The organism is uncultured Buchnera sp. (assembly GCF_913776765.1).
GTDB lineage: Bacteria > Pseudomonadota > Gammaproteobacteria > Enterobacterales > Enterobacteriaceae > Buchnera > Buchnera aphidicola_AO.
In genome coordinates this window covers 211,702-232,241 of sequence record NZ_CAJYPO010000001.1, presented here as the reverse complement: position 1 = coordinate 232,241, position 20,540 = coordinate 211,702, and the positions used below count along the sequence as shown (strand labels likewise).

Genomic DNA, 20,540 nt, shown 5'->3' with positions numbered 1-20,540 from the left:
AAAATGAAAATTATACTATTCAGTATATTTTTATACTTTTAATTTAATAAAAAATTAATAAAAATTAATTTAAATAATAAAATTAAAAATCCTCTTATTTTTTTAAGATAAATTGTTCATCCATAAAAAATCAAATTAAAAACATTTTGTTTATATTTTTATCAAAGCTAATTTTTTTTAAACTATCATATATTTTATACGAGTGAAATTATGGAAAAAGAATACTGTCCGAAAAATATTGAATCATACGTGCAGAAATATTGGAAAGATAATAAAATTTTTCATGTTTATGAAGATGACAAAAAAGAAAAATATTACTGTCTTCCAATGCTCCCATATCCTTCTGGAAAATTACATATGGGTCATGTAAGAAACTATACAATTAGTGATGTTATTTCAAGATATCAAAGAATGTTAGGAAAAAATGTTTTACAACCAATTGGTTGGGATGCTTTTGGATTACCTGCTGAAGAAGCAGCTATTAAAAATAAAACTAAACCATCTGATTGGACACATAAAAATATTGAATACATGAAAAAACAACTTCAATCGCTAGGCTTTAGTTATGATTGGGACCGAGAAATAACTACATGTAAACCAGACTATTATCGTTGGGAACAATGGTTTTTTATTCAGTTATATAAAAAAAAATTAGTTTATAAAAAAAATAGTTTCGTAAATTGGTGTCCTTACGACAAAACTGTTTTGGCTAATGAACAAGTTATAAAAGGTTGTTGCTGGAGATGTCAGAATAAAATCACAATCAAAAAAATACCACAATGGTTTATAAAAATCAGAGATTATGCAGAATCTTTATATAACGATCTCAATCGTTTAGAAAACTGGCCTGAAAAAGTAAAAAACATGCAAAGAAATTGGATTGGTCGATCAAAAGGATTTGAAATTGTTTTAAATATTTTAAATAGTACTGAAAAAATTAAAGTATTTACTACTAGATTAGACACAATAATGGGGGCAACATATATTTCCATATCACCTTTTCATAAATTTTCACTTCAGATTTCTAAAGAAAAAAAAGAAATAAAAAATTTTATTCAAAAACAAATTAACGATAATGTTTCTCAAGAAGATATAGAAAAAATAAAATTTGAAGGTATAAATAGTAATATGTTTGTTTTTCATCCAATTACCAATAAAAAAATACCTATTTGGATAGCAAATTTTGTTCTAAAAGAATATGGTACTGGTGCAGTTATATCAGTTCCAGGACATAATCAAAACGATTGGAATTTTGCCATAAAGAATAATTTAAAAATAAAATATGTCATTAAAAATCAAAAGTTTAAAAACGTAGAATTATATAATTTATTTACGACTGAAAAAGGAATACTATTCAATTCTGGAACATTTAATAATCTTAATTATCAAGATGCTACTAAGCAAATAAAAAAAACACTATCACAAAAAAAAATTATAACAGAAAAAATAAATTACAAATTACAAGATTGGTGTGTATCAAGACAGCGTTATTGGGGTGCACCTATTCCTATGGCAACAACAAAAAATGGAGACATTATAGCAATACCAGAAAATAACCTACCGGTAGTATTACCAGAAATAAAACATAGTTCTAATTTATTACAAACACCTATGAATAGTACTTCTGAATGGGCTAAAATTAAAATTGAAAATCAAGACGTTATCCGCGAAACCGATACTTTTGATACGTTTATGGAATCATCTTGGTATTATGTAAGATATACTTGTCCGAATTATAATAAAGGAATGATTGACCCTATAGCGTCAAAATATTGGTTACCTGTAGACCAATATATTGGAGGCATAGAGCATGCAATTATGCATTTAATGTATTTTAGGTTTTATCATAAATTACTATATGATTTTAAATTAGTTGAATTTAATGAACCAGTAAAAAATTTACTGTGTCAAGGTATGGTACTTGCTGAAGCATTTTATCAGTTTGATAAAAATAATCAACGTAATTGGATTCATCCATCTTGTGTGCAAATAAAAAAAAATTTAAAAGGAGAAACTATTAAATTTTATGATAAAAACAAGAAAGAAGTTATATATGCAGGTATGATTAAAATGTCTAAATCTAAAAATAATGGAATTGAACCAGAATTAATGATAAATCGTTATGGTGCTGATACTGTTCGTTTGTTTATAATGTTTGCTGCTCCGATAGAATCATCTTTAGAATGGAGAGAATCTGGTGTAAAAGGAATTTATCGTTTTTTAAAAAAAGTTTGGAAATTAGTATTTAATTATATTGAAATAAAAACAATAAATAAAAAAATAAATTTTGATGTATTAAACGAAAAGCAAAAAGAAATTTATTGTTTTCTGCATAAAACTATTTTTAAAGTTTCTGATGATCTAAGTCGTCGAAAAACATTTAATACTGCGATTTCTGCTATTATGAAACTGGTTAATGAACTAATAAGTTTTAAACTAGAAAATGAAGAAGATAAATGTATTATGAAAGAATCTTTAATTGCTATTATTAAAATGCTTTATCCATTCACACCACATTTTTGTTTCATATTATGGAAAAATTTAAATAAAAACTGTTCTATTGATTATGAAACCTGGCCAACTTTTGAAAAAAATCTTTTATCTAAAGATAAAAACACACTGATTGTACAAATAAATGGTAAAAAAAGATGTACTGTAGAAGTTGAAAATAATTTAAATAAAGAAGAAGTTCTATCTTATATAAAAAACAACTCAATCGTTCAAAAAAAATTAAAAAATTCAGAAATAATTAAAATAATTTATATTCCTAAAAAAATAATCAACTTTGTAGTTTAGATAATGATGTTTTTGTCCAAATGAAAATTATATACCAAGAAGAACTGAAAAAAAAATTAATTAAAAAATTAAATTATTGCTATGTATTGTTAGGAGAAGATTCATTTTTTTTAAACAAAACTGAAAAATTAATATTCGATATTGCAAAGAATAAAAAATTTTTAGAAAAAAACGTTATTAATATAGAAAAAACCATAGACTGGAATAAAGTAATTAATTTTTATAAATTAAAAAATTTATTTTTCAAAAAAACTATTTTAATAATTAATTTTATTATAAAAAAATTAAATTCATCTTTAATTAAAAATATAAAAAAAATACCTTTTTTTAAAAATAAAGATATATTAATAATATTAAAATTTAATGAATTATCCGGTTTTATAAAAAAAAACACAACACTAAAAGTTCTAATGTCAGAAAGCGATATTATATATTGCTCAACTCCATATGAATGGGCATTTAAAAACTGGTTAAAATATGAAATAAAAAAAAGAAATTTAAAAATAACACGAGAATCTTTTTCATTATTACATAAATATTATGAAGGAAACGCGTTATGTGCATATCAAATATTAGATATTCTTTTAATTACATGGCCTAATGAAAATATAAAAATAGAAAAAATAAAAAAAATTATTAATCAATTTTCAATTTTTTCTCCTTCAAATTGGATAAATGCAATATTTAATAATGATGAAGAAAAAGCTATTTACATATTAGATAGTTTTTTTAAACAAAAATACAATCCTCTTGTTTTAATACGGTCACTTCAAAAAGATCTATTAATTTTACTAAATATGAAAAGAGAAAAAAAATTAGATATAAATATCGTCTTAAAAAAAAACAACGTTTGGTTTAATAGATCTAAATTTTTTATTAATGCACTGCGTTCTATTGATTTTAATAACTTTTTAAAAATAATAAGAATCTTATTACAAATAGAAATTAAAATAAAAAAAGAATACAACAATTCTGTATGGATACAGTTAAAAACGTTAACATTGTTGTTATCTTCACCAATTAAATACATATCATAAAAATAGTAAAAAAATGAAAGAAATGTATGCAATATTTGGAGGGAATTTTGATCCCATTCATTATGGTCATATTACTTCTGCTGAAAAATTAGCAGAAGAACTATCAATAAAAAAAATAATATTACTGCCAAATCATGGACCTCCTCATCGATCTAAAACAAAAACATCTATAATAGATAGATTGAAAATGATTAAGTTCGCTATTAAAAACAATCAACTATTTAAAATAAGTTATTTAGAAACTAAAAAAAACACAACTTTTTACACGATAGAAACATTAATAAAAATAAGAAAAAAAATTGGTTATCTGCAACCATTATGTTTTATAATAGGAGAAGATAATCTAAATAATCTAAATATTTGGAAAGATTGGGAAAAAATATTATCATTATCTCATTTATTAATTTGTCCTAGAATACATGTAAAAAAAAACAATTCTAAATTAAAAAAATGGATTGTATCTCACACTGTTAATAATGTTAATTTTTTATATAAAAAACCGTTTGGATTTATTTTTTTTTCAAAAATATCTATGATTAATATCTCTTCAACTGAAATAAGGAAAAATTATTATGAAGGTAAAAGTTCTTACGGATTATTACCTTCAAAAATAGACAAATATATTTTATCAAAAAATCTGTATAAAAATTTATAATCAAAATTTATTTCTATTTCTTTAAAAAAAATAAAAAATATGAAAAAAAAAATATTATATTAAATTTAATTGGACTTCGATGCCCTGAACCTATTATGTTGATAAGAAAAACACTAAGAAAAATGAAAAAAAATGAAAAAATACTAGTATTAGCAGATGATCCATCAACTAAAAGAGATATTCCGTATTTTTGTCATTTTATGGATCATGAACTTATAGATCGTTTTATTCATGTAAAACCATATCGCTACTTATTAAAAAAAGGACTTTCTTCTACGAAAATAGACTAATTCATACAATTTTTGTAAAAAAATAGTCAAAAAATTAATATACACACTAGGTGTGTATATTAATATATACTTTATGAGTAAAATTTTTTTTTCTTAAAAAATCAAATGTCAACTAATAAATTTAACATTCTTCTTAAAGGCTCAGCGGCACCCCATAATAATTGATCTCCCACAGTAAAAGCAGAAAGATATTTATTACCCATATTTAATTTTCTTAATCTACCTACTGGTATCTTTAATGTACCAGTCACCGAAGATGGAGTTAAATTATATAACGTTTCTTTCATGTTGTTAGGCACAACATTAACCCATTGGTTGTGATTAACAATAATTTCTTTGATATTCTCTAAAGAAATATCCTTTTTTAATTTAATTAAAAATGACTGACTATGACATCGAATTGAACTAATTCGAACACATGTCCCGTCAATTAAGATCTTTTTTTTCAAATTTAAAATTTTATTTGTTTCAGCTTGTCCTTTCCATTCTTCTCGACTTTGACCACTTTCCATTTCTACATCTATCCAAGGTATTAAACTAGCAGCTAACGGTACAGAAAAGTTTTCTAACGGAAAGTTTTTATTACGACTTTCTCGAGTGACTTTTTTCTCAATATCTAAAACAGAATAAGATTTATCTAATAATTGTTCAGAAACAACATTATATAAAGAACCCATTTGTTTTAATAATTCAATTACATGACGAGAACCAGCACCAGATGCTGCTTGATAAGTAGATACAGAAATCCAATCTATTAAATTATTTGAAAATAATCCCCCTAAAGCCATTAACATTAAACTAACAGTACAATTACCACCTACAAAAGTTTTAATTCCTTTATCTAATCCATTATTTATGATGTTTAAGTTTACAGGATCTAATACGATTATAGAATCATTTTCCATTCTTAAAGTAGAAGCAGCATCTATCCAATAACCTTTCCAATTTTTATTGCGCAATTGTGGATAAACTTTTTCAGTATAAGAACTTCCTTGACATGTAATAATAATATTCATTTCTTGTAATAAATTAATATTATAAGCATCCTTTAAGTTTTTAAATAATATATTATTTATAATAGGACCATCTTGACCAGATTGAGAAGTGGAAAAAAAGTGAGGAACAATTTTTGAAAAATCATTTTCTTCCTGCATCCTTTTTAATAAAACTGATCCTACCATTCCACGCCAACCAATTATTCCAACAGACTTAATCATTAATTAATATACGGATTTTTAAATTAACAACAATTTTCATCAAAATTGATAACTAATTTAGTTAAAGTAAAATCTTTCCGTCCTCCGAAAGTAAATATAAATACTGTATACTTTTTATGAAAAAAATAGTTATTTGCAGAAAATATAAAATTTTATTTAAATTTTTAATATACTATAAAATTATAAATTTATCTTAAAATTAAGATTTATATATATATAAAAAAAAATAATATTAATATATTTATATTGTTAAATAAAATTTTCAATATTTTGTTCAAATTGCACATCGTTAAAAACTTTACATTTCTAAAAGGACATAATAAATTAAAATGAATGAAATAATTTCTACAACTATATTGCTAATATTAATCATGGATCCTTTAGGCAATCTTCCAATTTTTATGACAATATTAAAAAATTTAGATGCAAAAAGGAGAAGAATAGTAGTTATACGTGAAATGATTATAGCTCTAGTTGTTATGTTAATATTTTTATTTGTCGGAGAAAAAATACTTACTGTTCTTAATTTAAAAACTGAAACAGTCTCTATATCTGGAGGAATTATTTTATTTCTTATTGCTATAAAAATGATTTTTCCTTCAGATGACAACAATAGTGGAACTTCTTCAGACGAGGAACCGTTTTTGGTTCCATTAGCTATTCCGTTAGTTGCAGGACCATCTTTATTAGCTACTTTGATGTTATTGTCTCATCAGTATCTTCATCATATGTCTTATTTGGTGGGATCATTACTAATTGCATGGTTTTTTACAATTATAATATTATTATTATCTGGTTTATTTTTAAAATTATTTGGTGATAAAGGTGTAAATGCATTAGAACGATTAATGGGTCTTATACTAATAATGCTCTCTACCCAAATGTTTCTTGACGGAATAAGAGCATGGTTTAAAAATTAAAATTTGTTAAATAAAGGTGATTTTATGAATTTGAGAAAAATGACTGAATTGAATATAACAGGAAAAAAAATTTTAATAAGAACAGATTTAAATGTTCCGATGAAAGATGGAATAATTCAATCTGATGCAAGAATACTTGCTGCTCTTCCTACCATTAAAATGGCAGTTCAAAAAAAAGCTAAAATAATTATTATGTCTCATTTAGGACGTCCAAAAGAAGGACACTATACACAAAAATATTCTTTATTCCCTATTTTTGAATATCTAAAGAAAAAATTAAAAGAAACAAAAATTTATTTTTCTCATAATCATTTAAAAAAAGTTGAAATAAATTCAGGAGAAATATTGATTTTAGAAAATGTTCGTTTTAACGTAGGAGAACTAAAAAATGATGAAAATTTATCTAAAGAATATGCTAATTTATGTGATATTTTTGTTATGGATGCTTTTGGTAGTTCACATAGAATACAATCTTCAACATATGGCATTGGAAAATTTGTTAAAATTGCATGTGCTGGACCTCTTTTAATATCTGAAATTAATAGTTTAAAAAAAGCATTAAAAAATCCAATTCGTCCTATGGTGGCTATAGTAGGAGGTGCAAAAGTATCAACTAAATTTAATGTACTGAATAAATTAGCTAAAATATCAGATACAATAATTGTCGGAGGAGGTATAGCTAATACATTTTTAGCCATTGATAATAATGTTGGAAAATCATTATATGAACCAGAATTCATACTAAAAGCTAAAAAATTACGTGATGAACACAGTAATATTATTATACCGATTGATTCTCGTGTTGGAAAAAATTTTTCTCCTAATGAAAAATGCACAATAAAATTATCTTCTAAAATCAAAAATAACGAAGAAATTATGGATTTTGGTGATGAAACAATAAAGAAAATTATTAAAATCCTTAAAAAAGCAAAAACAATTCTTTGGAATGGACCTGTTGGGGTGTTTGAATTTCCTAATTTTCGAAAAGGAACTGAAATGATTGCAAAAACAATTTCAGAAAATAATGGATTTTCAATAGCAGGTGGTGGAGATACATTATCTGTCATTGATATGTTTCAAATAAAAGACAAAATTTCTTATATTTCCACAGGAGGAGGAGCATTTTTAGAATTTATAGAAGGAAAAAAATTACCAGCAATAAAAATGCTAGAAGAAAATTTTAACAAATAAGTTTTAAATAATCTATTTTAATAAAAAATTCAAATAATAGGAAAGAAATTGAAAATTTTAAATTCTATTCAACCTGGAGTTCTAACAGGTAATGAATGTCAGATAATATTCGAATTAGCTAAAAAAAAGAAATTTGCGATACCAGCTGTCAATTGCATAGGTACTGATTCAATAAATACAGTCTTAGAAACTGCCTCCAGAGTAAAATCTCCAGTGATTATACAATTTTCTTATGGGGGATCTTCTTTTATTGCAGGTTATAAAAAAATATCTTCAAAAAATCACGAAGATCAAGCTATTCAAGGATCTATATCAGGAGCTCAACACGTACATTTAATGTCAAAATACTATCAAATTCCAGTAATATTGCATACGGACCATTGTTCAAAAGAAATGTTGCCATGGATTAATGGATTACTAAAAGAAGGTAAGAAACACTATCAAAATTTTGGAAAACCTCTTTTTACTTCTCATATGATTGACTTATCAAAAGAAAGTTTGAAAGAAAACATTTCCACTTGCAGCAATTATTTAAAAAAAATAAAAAAAATAAACATGATGTTAGAAATTGAGTTAGGATGCACAGGAGGAGAAGAAGACGGTATAGACAACAGCAAAATAGATAAAAAATTACTTTATACACAGCCTAAGGATGTTAATTATGCATATGAAAAATTAAGTAAAATCAGCACAAATTTTACTATTGCAGCTTCATTTGGAAATGTACATGGTGTATATCAACCTGGGAACGTTAATCTAAAACCAAGTATTCTAAAAGCATCACAAGAATATGTAAGAATTAAGCATAATTTAAAAAAATTTCCATTAAATTTCGTATTTCATGGTGGTTCAGGTTCAGATTTAAAAGAAATACATGAATCTATCGAGTACGGTATAGTAAAAATGAATATTGATACTGATATGCAATGGGCAACTTGGAAAGGGGTCTTAAATTTTTATAAAAAAAATAAAGACTTTTTACAAAAACAATTAGGCAACAAAAATGGTAAAAACATACCTAATAAAAAATATTACGACCCTAGATCATGGATCAGAGAATCTCAAGAATCAATGTCTAAAAGATTAGAAAAAACATTCAAGGATCTTAATGCTTTTAACATTTTATAAAAATAAATAAAAAAATTTTATATTTAAGTCCGGGGAATAAATAAAAATATTCTCCGAAATTTTTTTAAAAATTTATTCTATGTAATATATTAATACATTTTATATTTATTTAATTTTTTAAAAAAATATTAATAAAAATTATTTACATTAACAAAATAGAGATAAAAATGGATGAATTAAACGTAGTAAATGATATTAATCATGCAGGAAATTGGTTAATACGAAATCAAGAATTATTGTTTGGATATTTAATTAATTTAACTTCAGCTATTATTATTCTAATTTCTGGAATGTTTATAGCTAAAATAGTATCTAATGGAGTAAATCAAATATTAATAACACGTCATATTGACGCTACTATTGCTGGTTTTCTTTCTGCATTAATGCGATATATTATCATAACTTTTACGCTTATTGCTTCACTAGGAAGAATTGGAGTACAAACAACATCAGTAATTGCTATATTGGGAGCTGCTGGTATGGCAATTGGATTGGCACTACAAGGCTCTTTATCTAATTTTGCAGCAGGAGTACTATTAGTTACTTTAAGACCTTTAAAAACAGGAGAATATGTTAATCTAGGAAACGTAGCCGGAACAGTTTTAAATATTCATATCTTTTATACTACATTACGAACGTTAGACGGTAAAATTGTAGTAGTTCCAAATAATAAAATTATTTCTGGAAACATTATTAATTATTCTAGAGAACCTGCTCGTCGTAACGAATTTTCTATTAGTGTTTCATATAACACTGATATTGATTTAGTGATAAAAGTACTCAGAAAAGTAATAGAAAATGAAGATAGAGTCATGAAAGATCGAGATATTGTTATTGGTTTAAGTGAGTTAGCTCCATCTTCTTTAAATTTTATTATTCGCTGTTGGAGCAGTACCGACGAATTAAACGCAGTATATTGGGATTTAATGGCTAAATTTAAGAAAGAACTAGATAAAAATAATATTAATATTCCTTATCCTCAAATAGATGTTCATCTTTATAAAAAAAATAAAAATTAATTTTTTATAACTTATATTATACTGTTTTCTAAATTTTTATTTTATTAAAAATAAGGTATTTATGTTTTTTGTTTATAAATCAAATCAAATTAATATTTTGTTAACCAAAATGTGCGAAATAATAAAAGAAAAACCATTTATTAATATTTTTGAAAGAGAAATTATTATTAATGACAATGAAACATTGTTTCAATATTTAAATATATTTGTTGCGAACAATACAGGAGTTTCTGCAGATTTTAAATTAATTCACCCTAACGTTTTTATATGGAAATTATTTAAAAAAATTCTACCTAATATTAGATTTAATAATATATTTTCAAGATCAATTATAACTTGGAAAATTATGAAAATTATAGAAGAAAACGATTTTATTGAATTAATTCAAAAAAAAGATAAAATAACAAAAAAATTTAATTTTTCATTTTTAATGGCTCATTTATATGAACAATATATTCTATATCAACCAAATTGGATTAATACATGGGAAAAAAATCAAAAAAAAATATTAAAAATTAACAAAGATGATGAATGGCAAGTAAAATTATGGATTAAAATTATCCATTATACAGAACAACTTCAACAATCAAGATGGCATTTCTCAAATTTGTTCAAAAAATTTAAAATATTAATAAAAACAACAAAAATAAAATTTCCAAAACGAATTTTTATTATTTCTTCTTCACATTTAAATCCAACATATATGGAAGTTTTTAAAAGAATAAGTATATATACGGATATATATTTTTTATCTGTTAATGCTTGTAAAAAAGAAATTTTTTATGATAATTTTATTGAAGAGAAAAAAAACTGTGTTTTTCAAAAAAATAATTCATTAATAAATTTATGGGAAAAATATGAAAAGTTTTATTTTTTATTTTTTAAAACATTTAAAAAAATAAAATTCAATTATTTTTTTCAAAAAAATAATAAAAAAAATTTACTTAACATCATTAAAAATGACATGTTAAATTTGAAAAAAAACAAAAATATACTAGACAAAAAACGTTTTGTACCAAAAGATGACTCGATATCAATAAATATTTGCTACAATAAAAAACATGAAATTGAAGTTTTATATCAAAAGTTATTAACTTTTTTCAAAAATAATCCAAAAATAAAAGCTGGTGATATTGTTGTTACTTCATTTTCATTAAATACTTACATAACTTATATTAATTCGATATTTAAATCTAAAAATAAAAAAGAAATAATCCCTTTTTATATATCTAAAAAACATTCTGATACAATAGAAAAAGTACTATTTATTTTTAATAAAATACTAGATTTATCAAATATCCGTTTTAACAATGAAGAAATATTAGATTTAATTGAAATCCAGGATATAAGAGATAATTTTAATATTTCAGAAGAAGAAATAAATATTTTACATGAATGGATTAAAAAAGCAAATATACGATGGGGTCTTGACAAAAAACAAAAAAAGAATTTAATTTCCCCAAAAAATAATCAAAATACTTGGTTTTACGGTATTAAAAAATTACTAGTTAGTTATGCGATAAATGAAGAAGAAAAAATTTGGAACAATATTTTATCTGTTACTTCTATTAACACTTCAAGAACAGAATTAATAGGAAAACTGATGAATTTAATTGAAATACTTGATAAATGGAGAAAAAAATTATTATTTTCAAAAAAAATTAAATCTTGGCGTTCATTATTTATTTGTTTCGCAAATGATTTTTTTTATAAAAATAAAAAAATAAGAGATGGTATTAACACAATCAATAAAAATTGGATAAAAATGATTGATGATGCGTTGATATCTAACTATGAAAAAAAAATTCCTATAAGTATTTTGAAAAAAAAATTTTCATATGTTATGAATTACTTCAGTAGAAAAAAATTTTTACCAGGTGTAATAAATTTTTGTCATCCATCTTTAATATGTTATATACCATTTAAAATAAAATGTATTATTGGGGCAGATCATCAAGAAATTCCTAAAAAAAAATTTTAAATTCTTTTAATTTACTGGATACATATCAATTTACTAACAATTTTAATTCTTGCAATGAAAGTTATCATGTATTTCTTCAAAACTTCATTTCTACTCAAGAAATTTTCTATATTAGTTATGTGGGATATTCTTTAAAAAATAATAATAAAATTGATCCGTCAATATTAATTAATCAATTATTAAATTATATCACATCAAATTTTTATTTTACAAAATGTTACAATTTAAAAAATAATAAAGAAAAGATTTCTGAAAGCATTTGTAAAAAACACAAAAAAGAAGATTTTTATGAAAAAAAACAGATAGAAAAAATTAATTTTAATAAAATTCAAAAAACAAAAAAAATAAATAAAGAAATATACAATAAAATTTTTTCTGTACAAGATTCAACAAATCTTGATTCTATTAAAATTAATTTAAAAAACATAATATCTTTTTGGAAAAATCCAATACGTTATTTCTTTAATTATACATTAAATATCAAGCTTAGAAAACTGGAAAAAAATATCATAACAGAACCGTTTTCAATCAATAAATTAGATGATTTTAAAATCAGTCATATAATTTTTAAAAAAATGTTGAAAAATGAAAATACAATAGACACATTTAAAAAAATTATTTTATCTGGTATTTTACCCTACGGGTATTTTGGATCATTGTTGTTGAAAGAAAAAAAGAAAGAAATAGAAATATTAATAAAACAAATTTCTAAATATCGAATATTACCTAAAAAAGAAATTTTTGATATAAAAATAGAGAAATACAACATCAACGGATGTTTAGATGAAATACAAAGTACAGGTTTACTTCGATGGAAATTAGGTATGATTAATTATAGAGATCGAATATCACTATGGTTAGAACACTTAATTTACTGTGTCTTAGGAGGTACTGGAGAAAGTAAAATTATAGGGTATAAAAAACAAATTTTTTCTTTTTGTTCTCTATCATCTAACATAGCATATAATTATCTTTTAAACTATATTGAAGGATACAAAAAAGGAATAAAAAGTCCTTTGTTACTGATCAAATCAGGATCAAATTGGTTTGACAAAGTTTATGATAAAAAAAATAATTGTATCCACAAAGACAAAAATATAAAAAGAAAAGCATATAAAATACTACATCAGACATGGATAGGAAATGAATATATATCAGGAGAAAAAGAAGATTTGTATATACAACAAATTATTTCTAAATTAAATGTAAAAAAAATTTGTAAAATTTCTAAAAAATGGTTGACTCCAATACTAAAAAATCAAAAAAAATAAAAAATATATAAAATTAATATAATGAGAAAAAAATTAAATATATTTCAAATACCTCTAAACGGGATCAATTTAATTGAAGCTTCTGCAGGAACAGGAAAAACAAGTACGATCGCATTTTTATATCTACGTTTATTATTAGGAGTGTCAGAAGATAAAAAAAATGTGAAAAAATTACCAATAGAAGAAATACTAGTGGTAACTTTTACTAATGCGGCAAAAGAAGAACTATATGTACGAATAAAAAAAAATATTGAAAAATTATATTCATCATGCATAAATAAAAAAAGCGAAGATCCTATTTTTCAATCTTTTTTAAAAAAAATAAAAAATTTTGAAGAAGCAATTTCTATATTAGAAAATGCTAAAATAAACATAAATAATGCTTCTATTTATACAATACATGGATTCTGTCAAGATATTTTACAAAACAATACTTTTAGTTTCAGTGGAGAAATAATTGAAAACGAATCCTTTTTATATTTACAAGCGACACAAGATTTTTGGAGATTTTTTTTCTATAATTTACCAAAAAAAATTATTCAAATAATTTATGAAGAATATAATAGTCCAGATGCTCTCTTAAGAGACATAAAACCGATATTACAAACTAATTCACTAATAAATTTCAAAGAAAAATTTGATAAAAAAGAAAATTTAATAGATCTTCATGAAAAAATAATAAATAAAATAAATATTTTTAAAAAAAAATGGTTGAATTATAATTCAATTATATTAAAAATAATTAATAAATTACAAATTAATAAAAGAATATACAATAGCTTTAATATCTTTAAATGGCAAAAAAAAATCACAGAATGGGCTGAATCTGAAACAAAAAATTATAAAATTCCAATTTGTTTAAAATATTTTTCAGAAAAAAATATAGAAAAAAATGCAAAAAATCATAATTTTCAAAAACATATTTTTTTTAAAGAGATTAACAAAATACTAAAAGAAAATTTTTCTTTAAAAAATATCATTTTATTTTATGCTATAAAAAACATTCCTAAAATTATAAAAAAAGAAAAAGAAAAAAAATCATTATTAGGATTTAATGATTTATTGGAAATTCTTTTAAAAAGTATAAAAAAAGAAAAAATTTTAAGAAAAATAATAGTTAAAAAATATCCAGTAGCATTAATTGACGAATTTCAAGATACTAACATACAGCAATATCAAATTTTTAATACTTTATATAAAAACAAAAAAACAGGACTATTTTTAGTTGGAGATCCAAAACAATCAATATATAGTTTTAGAGGAGCGAATATCTTTTCATATTTGCATGCTAAGTATAAAATAAAAAATTATTATTATCTTGATACAAATTGGCGTTCTTCAAAAGATATATGCAAAGCTGTTAACTATTTATTTTCACGAAATAAAAATCCATTTTATTTTAAAAATATTCCATTTGAACCTATTTTATCATCTTCTAAAAACTCGAACATAAAATTTAAAATAAAAGAAAAAAATCAAGCTGCTATTTCTTTTTTCTTTCAAAAAAAAGAAAAAGTACCTATTGAAGATTATCGATATTGGATTGCAAAACAATGTGCAAACGAAATCGGTTATTGGTTGAATTGTGCAAAAAAAGGTGAAGCGATAATTTCATATCAAAATAAAGAGAGAGTTTTAAAAGAAGAAGATATTGTTATATTAGTTAGAAATAGAAAAGAAGCAAAAATTATTAAAGAATCATTAGAAAAAGTTAATATTATGTCAAAATATTCATCTCCCTACAAAAGTGTATTTAAAACTTTTGATGCTTATGAATTATTGTCAATACTTAAATCTATTTTAGATCCAAATGATATAAATTTATTAAAGCAATCTATTTTAACACATATTTTAAATAAAATAGCTGTTCGAAAAATAAAAGAAAATCCTAAAAAAGAGATATCATATTTCTTAATAAAAAAATTATATGAATATAATGAAAAATGGAAAAATATAGGAATATTTAATACTGTTAAAGCCATGATACTAGAATATCAAAAATATGCTAATAATTTTGAGATTTATAAAAATCAAGAAAAAAATATAAATTTTTTACATATAGCTGAATTATTGCAAGAAAAATCTGAAGATTTCTATAAAGAAAATTCTTTGATTCGCTGGTTTGAAAAAAAAATACTAGAAAAAAGAACTCTATTAGAAAATGAATGTATTAAAAATTTTAAAGAATCGAACATTATAAGAATTATTACTATACATAAATCAAAAGGATTACAATATCCTATTGTTTGGATACCCTTTATTATAGATTTTAATAAATCAAAATCATATTTTTATCATGAAAAAAAAACTCTAAAAATATTTTTTGATAACAACAAAAATTATAAAACTTTAAAAAAATCGGATGAAGAAAGATTAGCAGAAGATTTACGTTTTTTATATGTGGCTTTAACTAGATCAATTCATCATTGCAGTATAGGAATAGCCTGTTTAACAAAAGAAAGAAAAAAAGATAAAAATAACACTGATATTCATAAAAGTTCTTTGGGATATCTTATACAAGATGGAAAATATATGAATTATAAAGAATTGCTGGATGAATTGAAAATACTAAATAAAAAATCGTACATTGAAGTAAAATATGAAGCTATAAACTTAAAAATTCCAACGATGAAAGATAATTTTTATATATTATCGCAACCCAAATTCTTACTTAAAGAAATAGAATTATATTCTCAGATAACTAGTTTTACAAAATTAACAAAAGAAAATAAATATTTAAATAATATTCAATATGAAAACATTGAATCATGTTTTTTAAAAAAAAAAGATAAAAAACTAACAATTCATAATTTTCCACCTGGTAATAAAACAGGTATTCTTATTCATTACATATTAAAAAAAATAAAATTTAATAACCCATTAAATATTGATTGGTTTTATGCAATTCTAAAAAAATATGAATTTTCAGAAAAATGGGCTCCAACATTAATATCTTGGATAAATGATATTTTAAATTTAAAAATAAATAATTTAAATATTACATTATCGTCATTAAAAAAAACAAAATATATAAAAGAATTAGAATTTTTTTTACCTATAAAAAATATATTATATAGCCACGATCTTAATCAAACTGTTCAATCTCTCGATTTAATTTCTTCTGTTTCTCCAAAAATATTCTTTAATCCTGTTACAGGAATTTTAAAAGGTTTCATCGACTTAGTTTTTATTTTTAATAAAAAATATTATATACTTGATTATAAGTCTAATTATTTAGGTAACAATGATAATTGTTATTCTTTTAAGAACATAAAAAAAGAAATTATTAAAAATCGATATGATTTACAATATCAGCTATATACATTAGCATTACATCAATATTTAAAGAAAAAAATAAAAAAATATCATTATGAAACTCATTTCGGTGGAATATTTTATATGTTTGTACGAGGTATAAAGAAAAAAGATAGCATTTTTTATACTATTCCAGATTATTTGTTAATTAAAAAATTAACTAATTTATTTCTACAAAAAAAATAAGTAATTTAATTAAAATGAATATGTCTAATTTATTAAAAAATTTAGCAAAGAAAAATATAATTAGTTTAATTGATTTTTATTTTTCACAATTCATTTCAAAAAAAAACTCTATTGTTATGTTAGTATCTGCCTGTATAAGCTTTGAAAGTAAAAATGGTCATATTTTTTTACCGATTAAATATTTCGAAAAAAATTATTTTTTTTCTATATCAAATAAAAAATTTATCAAAAAAATTTTAGAATGTTTAAACAAAAAAAAAATAAATTGGTCATTAGAATTATCAAAACATACGTCATTTAGCGACGGTTCTGTTATAACTCCTTTGGTATTTTTTGAAGAAAAAGTATATTTTTATAAAACATGGAAAGCTGAAAAAAAAATCTTAAAACGTTTATATAAAAATGATCCGTTTAATGAAACTGACATAAAAAAATGCTTTAATATATTAAATAATTTATTTCCTGAAAAAAAAGACAATCTTCAAAAGATAGCTGTAGCATTAACTTTAATAAATAATATTGTTTTTATAACTGGAGGACCCGGAACCGGTAAAACTACTACAATATTGAAAATAATCATTGCGTTAATAAAAAACTCGAAAAAAACAATAAAAATTCAATTATCCGCGCCAACAGGAAAAGCTACAGAACATTTAATAGAAACATTAAATGATAAATTTTTAGATTGTTATTTCAATAAAGAAGAAAAAAAAACAATTTTTTTAAATCCTATTACTATACATCAATTGCTAGGAATTTCAAAAACTTCTGAAAAAGTTTTTTTTAATAAAAAAAACCGTCTAATCATGGACGTTTTAATTATTGATGAAGCATCTATGATAGATATTTTAATGATGAGTAATATATTATCAGCACTTTCTAAAGAAACTAAAATAATTTTTATTGGAGATCATAATCAATTAAAACCAGTAAAATCAAGTTCTATTTTAAAATATGTTTGTAATTATGCTGAGGATGGATATAGTTTAAAAACTCAATCTATTTTAAAAAAAATTACACAAAATACAATAAAAAACAATAAAATAAATGAAAAAAATACTGCTTGTATAAGCGATAAAATATGTATTCTCAAAAAAAGCTATAGATTTGGAAAAAAAACAGGAATATATATATTATCAAATGCAATTTATAATAATAAAGAAAAAGTTTTTCAAAAATTATTTAAAAACTCAATAAAAAATATTTTTTTCTATGAAGTTAATTCTGAAAAACAATACAAAAACATGGTTAGTATTATTATTAATAATAATAAAATTTTTTGGAGAAAAATATACGAAAAAGAAAACATAAAAGAAATAATAAAGATTTTTAAAAATCATCAAATATTATGCATTGTGCGAAACGGTTTTTTTGGTGTAAATTTTATAAATAAAATTTTAGAAGAAGAAATGTATAAAAAAAATATTATTGATAAACGCTTTTATATAAACAATAAATTTTGGTATGTAGGAAAACCTATTATAATTACAGAAAATAATAAATATTTAGGAATATCTAACGGTGAAATAGGTATCACTAATCTTAGTAAAAAAAATATTTTACAAGTTTCTTTTTTAAAAAAAGACAATGTCCTTAAAAATATTCCCGTAGAAATATTGAAAAATTATGAAACTGCTTGGTCAATTACTGTACATAAAGCTCAAGGTTCTGAATTTGATAACGTAACATTAATACTGCCAAATAAAAACTTAAAAATTTTAAAAAAAGACATTTTATATACTGGTATCACAAGAACTCGAAAAAAATTAAATATTTTTTCAACAAAAGAAATATTTAAAAAAATTCTAAAAAATTAAAAAAATCTAAAATAAATCAATCATTAAAATTTTAGAACAACGTTGATAATTATACATTTTCTTTTTACTTTCTGGGAGCATTTCAACATCTACTAAAATAAAACCTCTTTCTTGAAACCAATGAATACTTTGAGTGGTAAGAACAAAAAGTTTTTTTAAATTCATTCTCTTAGCATTTAACTTCATTTTTTTTAACAACAAATCTCCTCTTGAAGAATTTCGATAATCAGGATGAACAGCTACGCATGCCATTTCACCTATTTTTTCTTTAAAAAAAGGATACAACGCAGCACAAGCAATAGTTAAATTATCACGTTCAATAATAGTAAACTTATCTACTTCTATTTCTAATTGTTCTCTTGATCTGCGTACTAAAATTCCTTTTTTTTCTAAAGGACGAATTAATTCTAGAATACCTCCAATATCGTTAATATTTGCTTGTCGTATTTTTTCTGCAGATTCCATAACCATCTGTGTTCCAATTCCATCACGTGAAAATAATTCTTGTAGCAGTGCTCCATTTTTATGATAGCTAATTAAATGACTACGATTGACTCCGCTTTTACAAGCTTGGATTGCTCCTTTTAAAAACCGTACTGTTGAAGAGATATAATCACCTTGTTGCTCTAATTTTTTAATTTTATTTTGTATATCATTAGGCAATAATTCAGAAATAGTTTTTCCTTGACTATCAATTACACCTTGCTTACTACAAAAACCTATCATTTTTTCAGCTTTTAACTTAATACTAACTTGAGTTGCAATTTCTTCAGAAGTTAGATTAAAACTTTCTCCTGTCACAGAAACAGCTACTGGTCCAATTAAAACTATTGCTCCATTTTCTAATTGACAATTAATAGCTTTCTTATCAATTCTTCTAATACGACCACTATGACAATAGTCTACACCATCATCCACACCTAAAGGTTGAGCAATGATAAAATTACCGCTAACAACATTAATATTAGCTCCTTGCAAAGGAGTATTACTTAAACTCATTGAAAGACGTGCTGTTATGTCAAGTTGTAATCTTCCTGCCGCTTGTTTTACTTGTTCTAAAGATAACAAATCAGTAATACGTATATACTTATGATAAGTTATTTTAATATTTTTTTCTTTTAAATTAGTGTTAATTTGAGGGCAAGATCCGTATACTACAATCAAACGAATACCTAAACTATGCAATAATCCTATATCATTAATAATACCGGAAAAATTTCCATATTTAATTGCTTCACCACTTAACATTATTACGAATTTTTTACCGCGATGAGCATTAATATAGGGTACACTATGGCGAAAACCCTGAACTAATTCAGTAGTACGCTCTCTCATAACAATCCTCTTGCATTTTTATTTAAATCTATATATTATTTTTTATATAATTCACTTTTTTTTTAAACACATATTTTATCTTAAAAAATTAAAAATAAAAAAATTTTGTCATAGTTGTAATATGAATTTTTAAAAAAGTAAAATTTGGAATATTTTTTTAAGATGGGATTATTTTTTTAGAATCTGAAAAATTGGTTGCGGGGGCTGGATTTGAACCAACGACCTTCGGGTTATGAGCCCGACGAGCTACCAGACTGCTCCACCCCGCGCCTTATTAGTAATAAAGAATACATCTTTGATAAAAAAAAAGCAACCTTTTTTTTTAATGATTTTTTTTTAAATTCAAATATATTGTTTACTAAAAAACCTTAAAAATATTTAA

General features: G+C 22.9%; 14 protein-coding genes and 1 tRNA gene. 12 read left to right on the top strand and 3 right to left on the bottom strand.

The window, feature by feature from the left end:
- The first annotated feature begins 210 nt into the window (after nucleotides 1–210).
- The 4 genes from leuS to tusA are packed head-to-tail and all read left to right on the top strand — an operon-like array spanning nucleotide 211 to nucleotide 4,778.
- Complete coding sequence (leuS, locus tag QZ401_RS01210; RefSeq protein ID WP_295164218.1) at nucleotides 211–2,796, top strand: leucine--tRNA ligase; 2,586 nt, start codon at nucleotides 211–213, stop codon at nucleotides 2,794–2,796.
- Between the two features lie 20 nt (nucleotides 2,797–2,816).
- Complete coding sequence (gene holA / locus QZ401_RS01205) at nucleotides 2,817–3,833, top strand: DNA polymerase III subunit delta (RefSeq protein ID WP_295164217.1); 1,017 nt, start codon at nucleotides 2,817–2,819, stop codon at nucleotides 3,831–3,833.
- A 13-nt stretch (nucleotides 3,834–3,846) separates the two neighbouring features.
- A complete protein-coding gene (gene nadD / locus QZ401_RS01200) occupies nucleotides 3,847–4,488 on the top strand; it encodes a nicotinate-nucleotide adenylyltransferase (RefSeq protein ID WP_295164215.1) in 642 nt (213 codons plus the stop codon).
- A gap of 5 nt (nucleotides 4,489–4,493) precedes the next feature.
- Complete coding sequence (gene tusA, locus QZ401_RS01195; protein ID WP_295164861.1) at nucleotides 4,494–4,778, top strand: sulfurtransferase TusA; 285 nt, start codon at nucleotides 4,494–4,496, stop codon at nucleotides 4,776–4,778.
- Between the two features lie 101 nt (nucleotides 4,779–4,879).
- Here the strand turns inward: tusA and asd are convergent, their stop codons facing one another.
- Nucleotides 4,880–5,992 (bottom strand): aspartate-semialdehyde dehydrogenase, encoded by a 1,113-nt coding sequence (gene asd / locus QZ401_RS01190; protein ID WP_295164859.1) that lies wholly within the window; start codon nucleotides 5,990–5,992, stop codon nucleotides 4,880–4,882.
- Nucleotides 5,993–6,324: 332 nt separating this feature from the next.
- Between asd and QZ401_RS01185 the strand changes: the two genes are divergently transcribed.
- From QZ401_RS01185 to recD, 8 genes are all read left to right on the top strand, one after another.
- Nucleotides 6,325–6,915: a YhgN family NAAT transporter gene (locus QZ401_RS01185; RefSeq protein WP_295164213.1), complete on the top strand. Its 591-nt coding sequence runs from the start codon at nucleotides 6,325–6,327 to the stop codon at nucleotides 6,913–6,915.
- A gap of 24 nt (nucleotides 6,916–6,939) precedes the next feature.
- Nucleotides 6,940–8,106, top strand: coding sequence for a phosphoglycerate kinase (locus QZ401_RS01180; protein WP_295164211.1), 1,167 nt, complete (start codon nucleotides 6,940–6,942; stop codon nucleotides 8,104–8,106).
- 48 nt (nucleotides 8,107–8,154) lie between these two features.
- Nucleotides 8,155–9,234 carry a class II fructose-bisphosphate aldolase gene (gene fbaA / locus QZ401_RS01175; RefSeq protein ID WP_295164209.1) on the top strand — a complete coding sequence of 360 codons (1,080 nt, stop codon included), beginning with the start codon at nucleotides 8,155–8,157 and terminating at the stop codon, nucleotides 9,232–9,234.
- A 167-nt stretch (nucleotides 9,235–9,401) separates the two neighbouring features.
- The gene (gene mscS, locus QZ401_RS01170; protein ID WP_158337429.1) at nucleotides 9,402–10,253 is read left to right on the top strand and encodes a small-conductance mechanosensitive channel MscS; all 852 of its coding nucleotides are present in this window, start codon (nucleotides 9,402–9,404) and stop codon (nucleotides 10,251–10,253) included.
- 109 nt (nucleotides 10,254–10,362) lie between these two features.
- The gene (locus QZ401_RS01165) at nucleotides 10,363–12,234 is read left to right on the top strand and encodes an exodeoxyribonuclease V subunit gamma (RefSeq protein ID WP_295164206.1); all 1,872 of its coding nucleotides are present in this window, start codon (nucleotides 10,363–10,365) and stop codon (nucleotides 12,232–12,234) included.
- Nucleotides 12,235–12,353: 119 nt separating this feature from the next.
- Nucleotides 12,354–13,505 carry a hypothetical protein gene (locus QZ401_RS01160; protein ID WP_366664885.1) on the top strand — a complete coding sequence of 384 codons (1,152 nt, stop codon included), beginning with the start codon at nucleotides 12,354–12,356 and terminating at the stop codon, nucleotides 13,503–13,505.
- A 21-nt stretch (nucleotides 13,506–13,526) separates the two neighbouring features.
- A complete protein-coding gene (gene recB / locus QZ401_RS01155; RefSeq protein ID WP_295164204.1) occupies nucleotides 13,527–17,006 on the top strand; it encodes an exodeoxyribonuclease V subunit beta in 3,480 nt (1,159 codons plus the stop codon).
- 20 nt (nucleotides 17,007–17,026) lie between these two features.
- Entirely contained in the window at nucleotides 17,027–18,823 is a 1,797-nt protein-coding gene (gene recD / locus QZ401_RS01150; protein WP_295164854.1) for an exodeoxyribonuclease V subunit alpha, read from the top strand.
- A 6-nt stretch (nucleotides 18,824–18,829) separates the two neighbouring features.
- Here recD and argA read toward each other — a convergent pair whose 3' ends face one another.
- Both argA and QZ401_RS01140 read right to left on the bottom strand, forming a co-directional pair.
- Nucleotides 18,830–20,158: an amino-acid N-acetyltransferase gene (argA, locus tag QZ401_RS01145; RefSeq protein ID WP_295164202.1), complete on the bottom strand. Its 1,329-nt coding sequence runs from the start codon at nucleotides 20,156–20,158 to the stop codon at nucleotides 18,830–18,832.
- Nucleotides 20,159–20,350: 192 nt separating this feature from the next.
- Nucleotides 20,351–20,427 (bottom strand) — tRNA-Met (locus QZ401_RS01140).
- Nucleotides 20,428–20,540 lie beyond the last annotated feature (113 nt).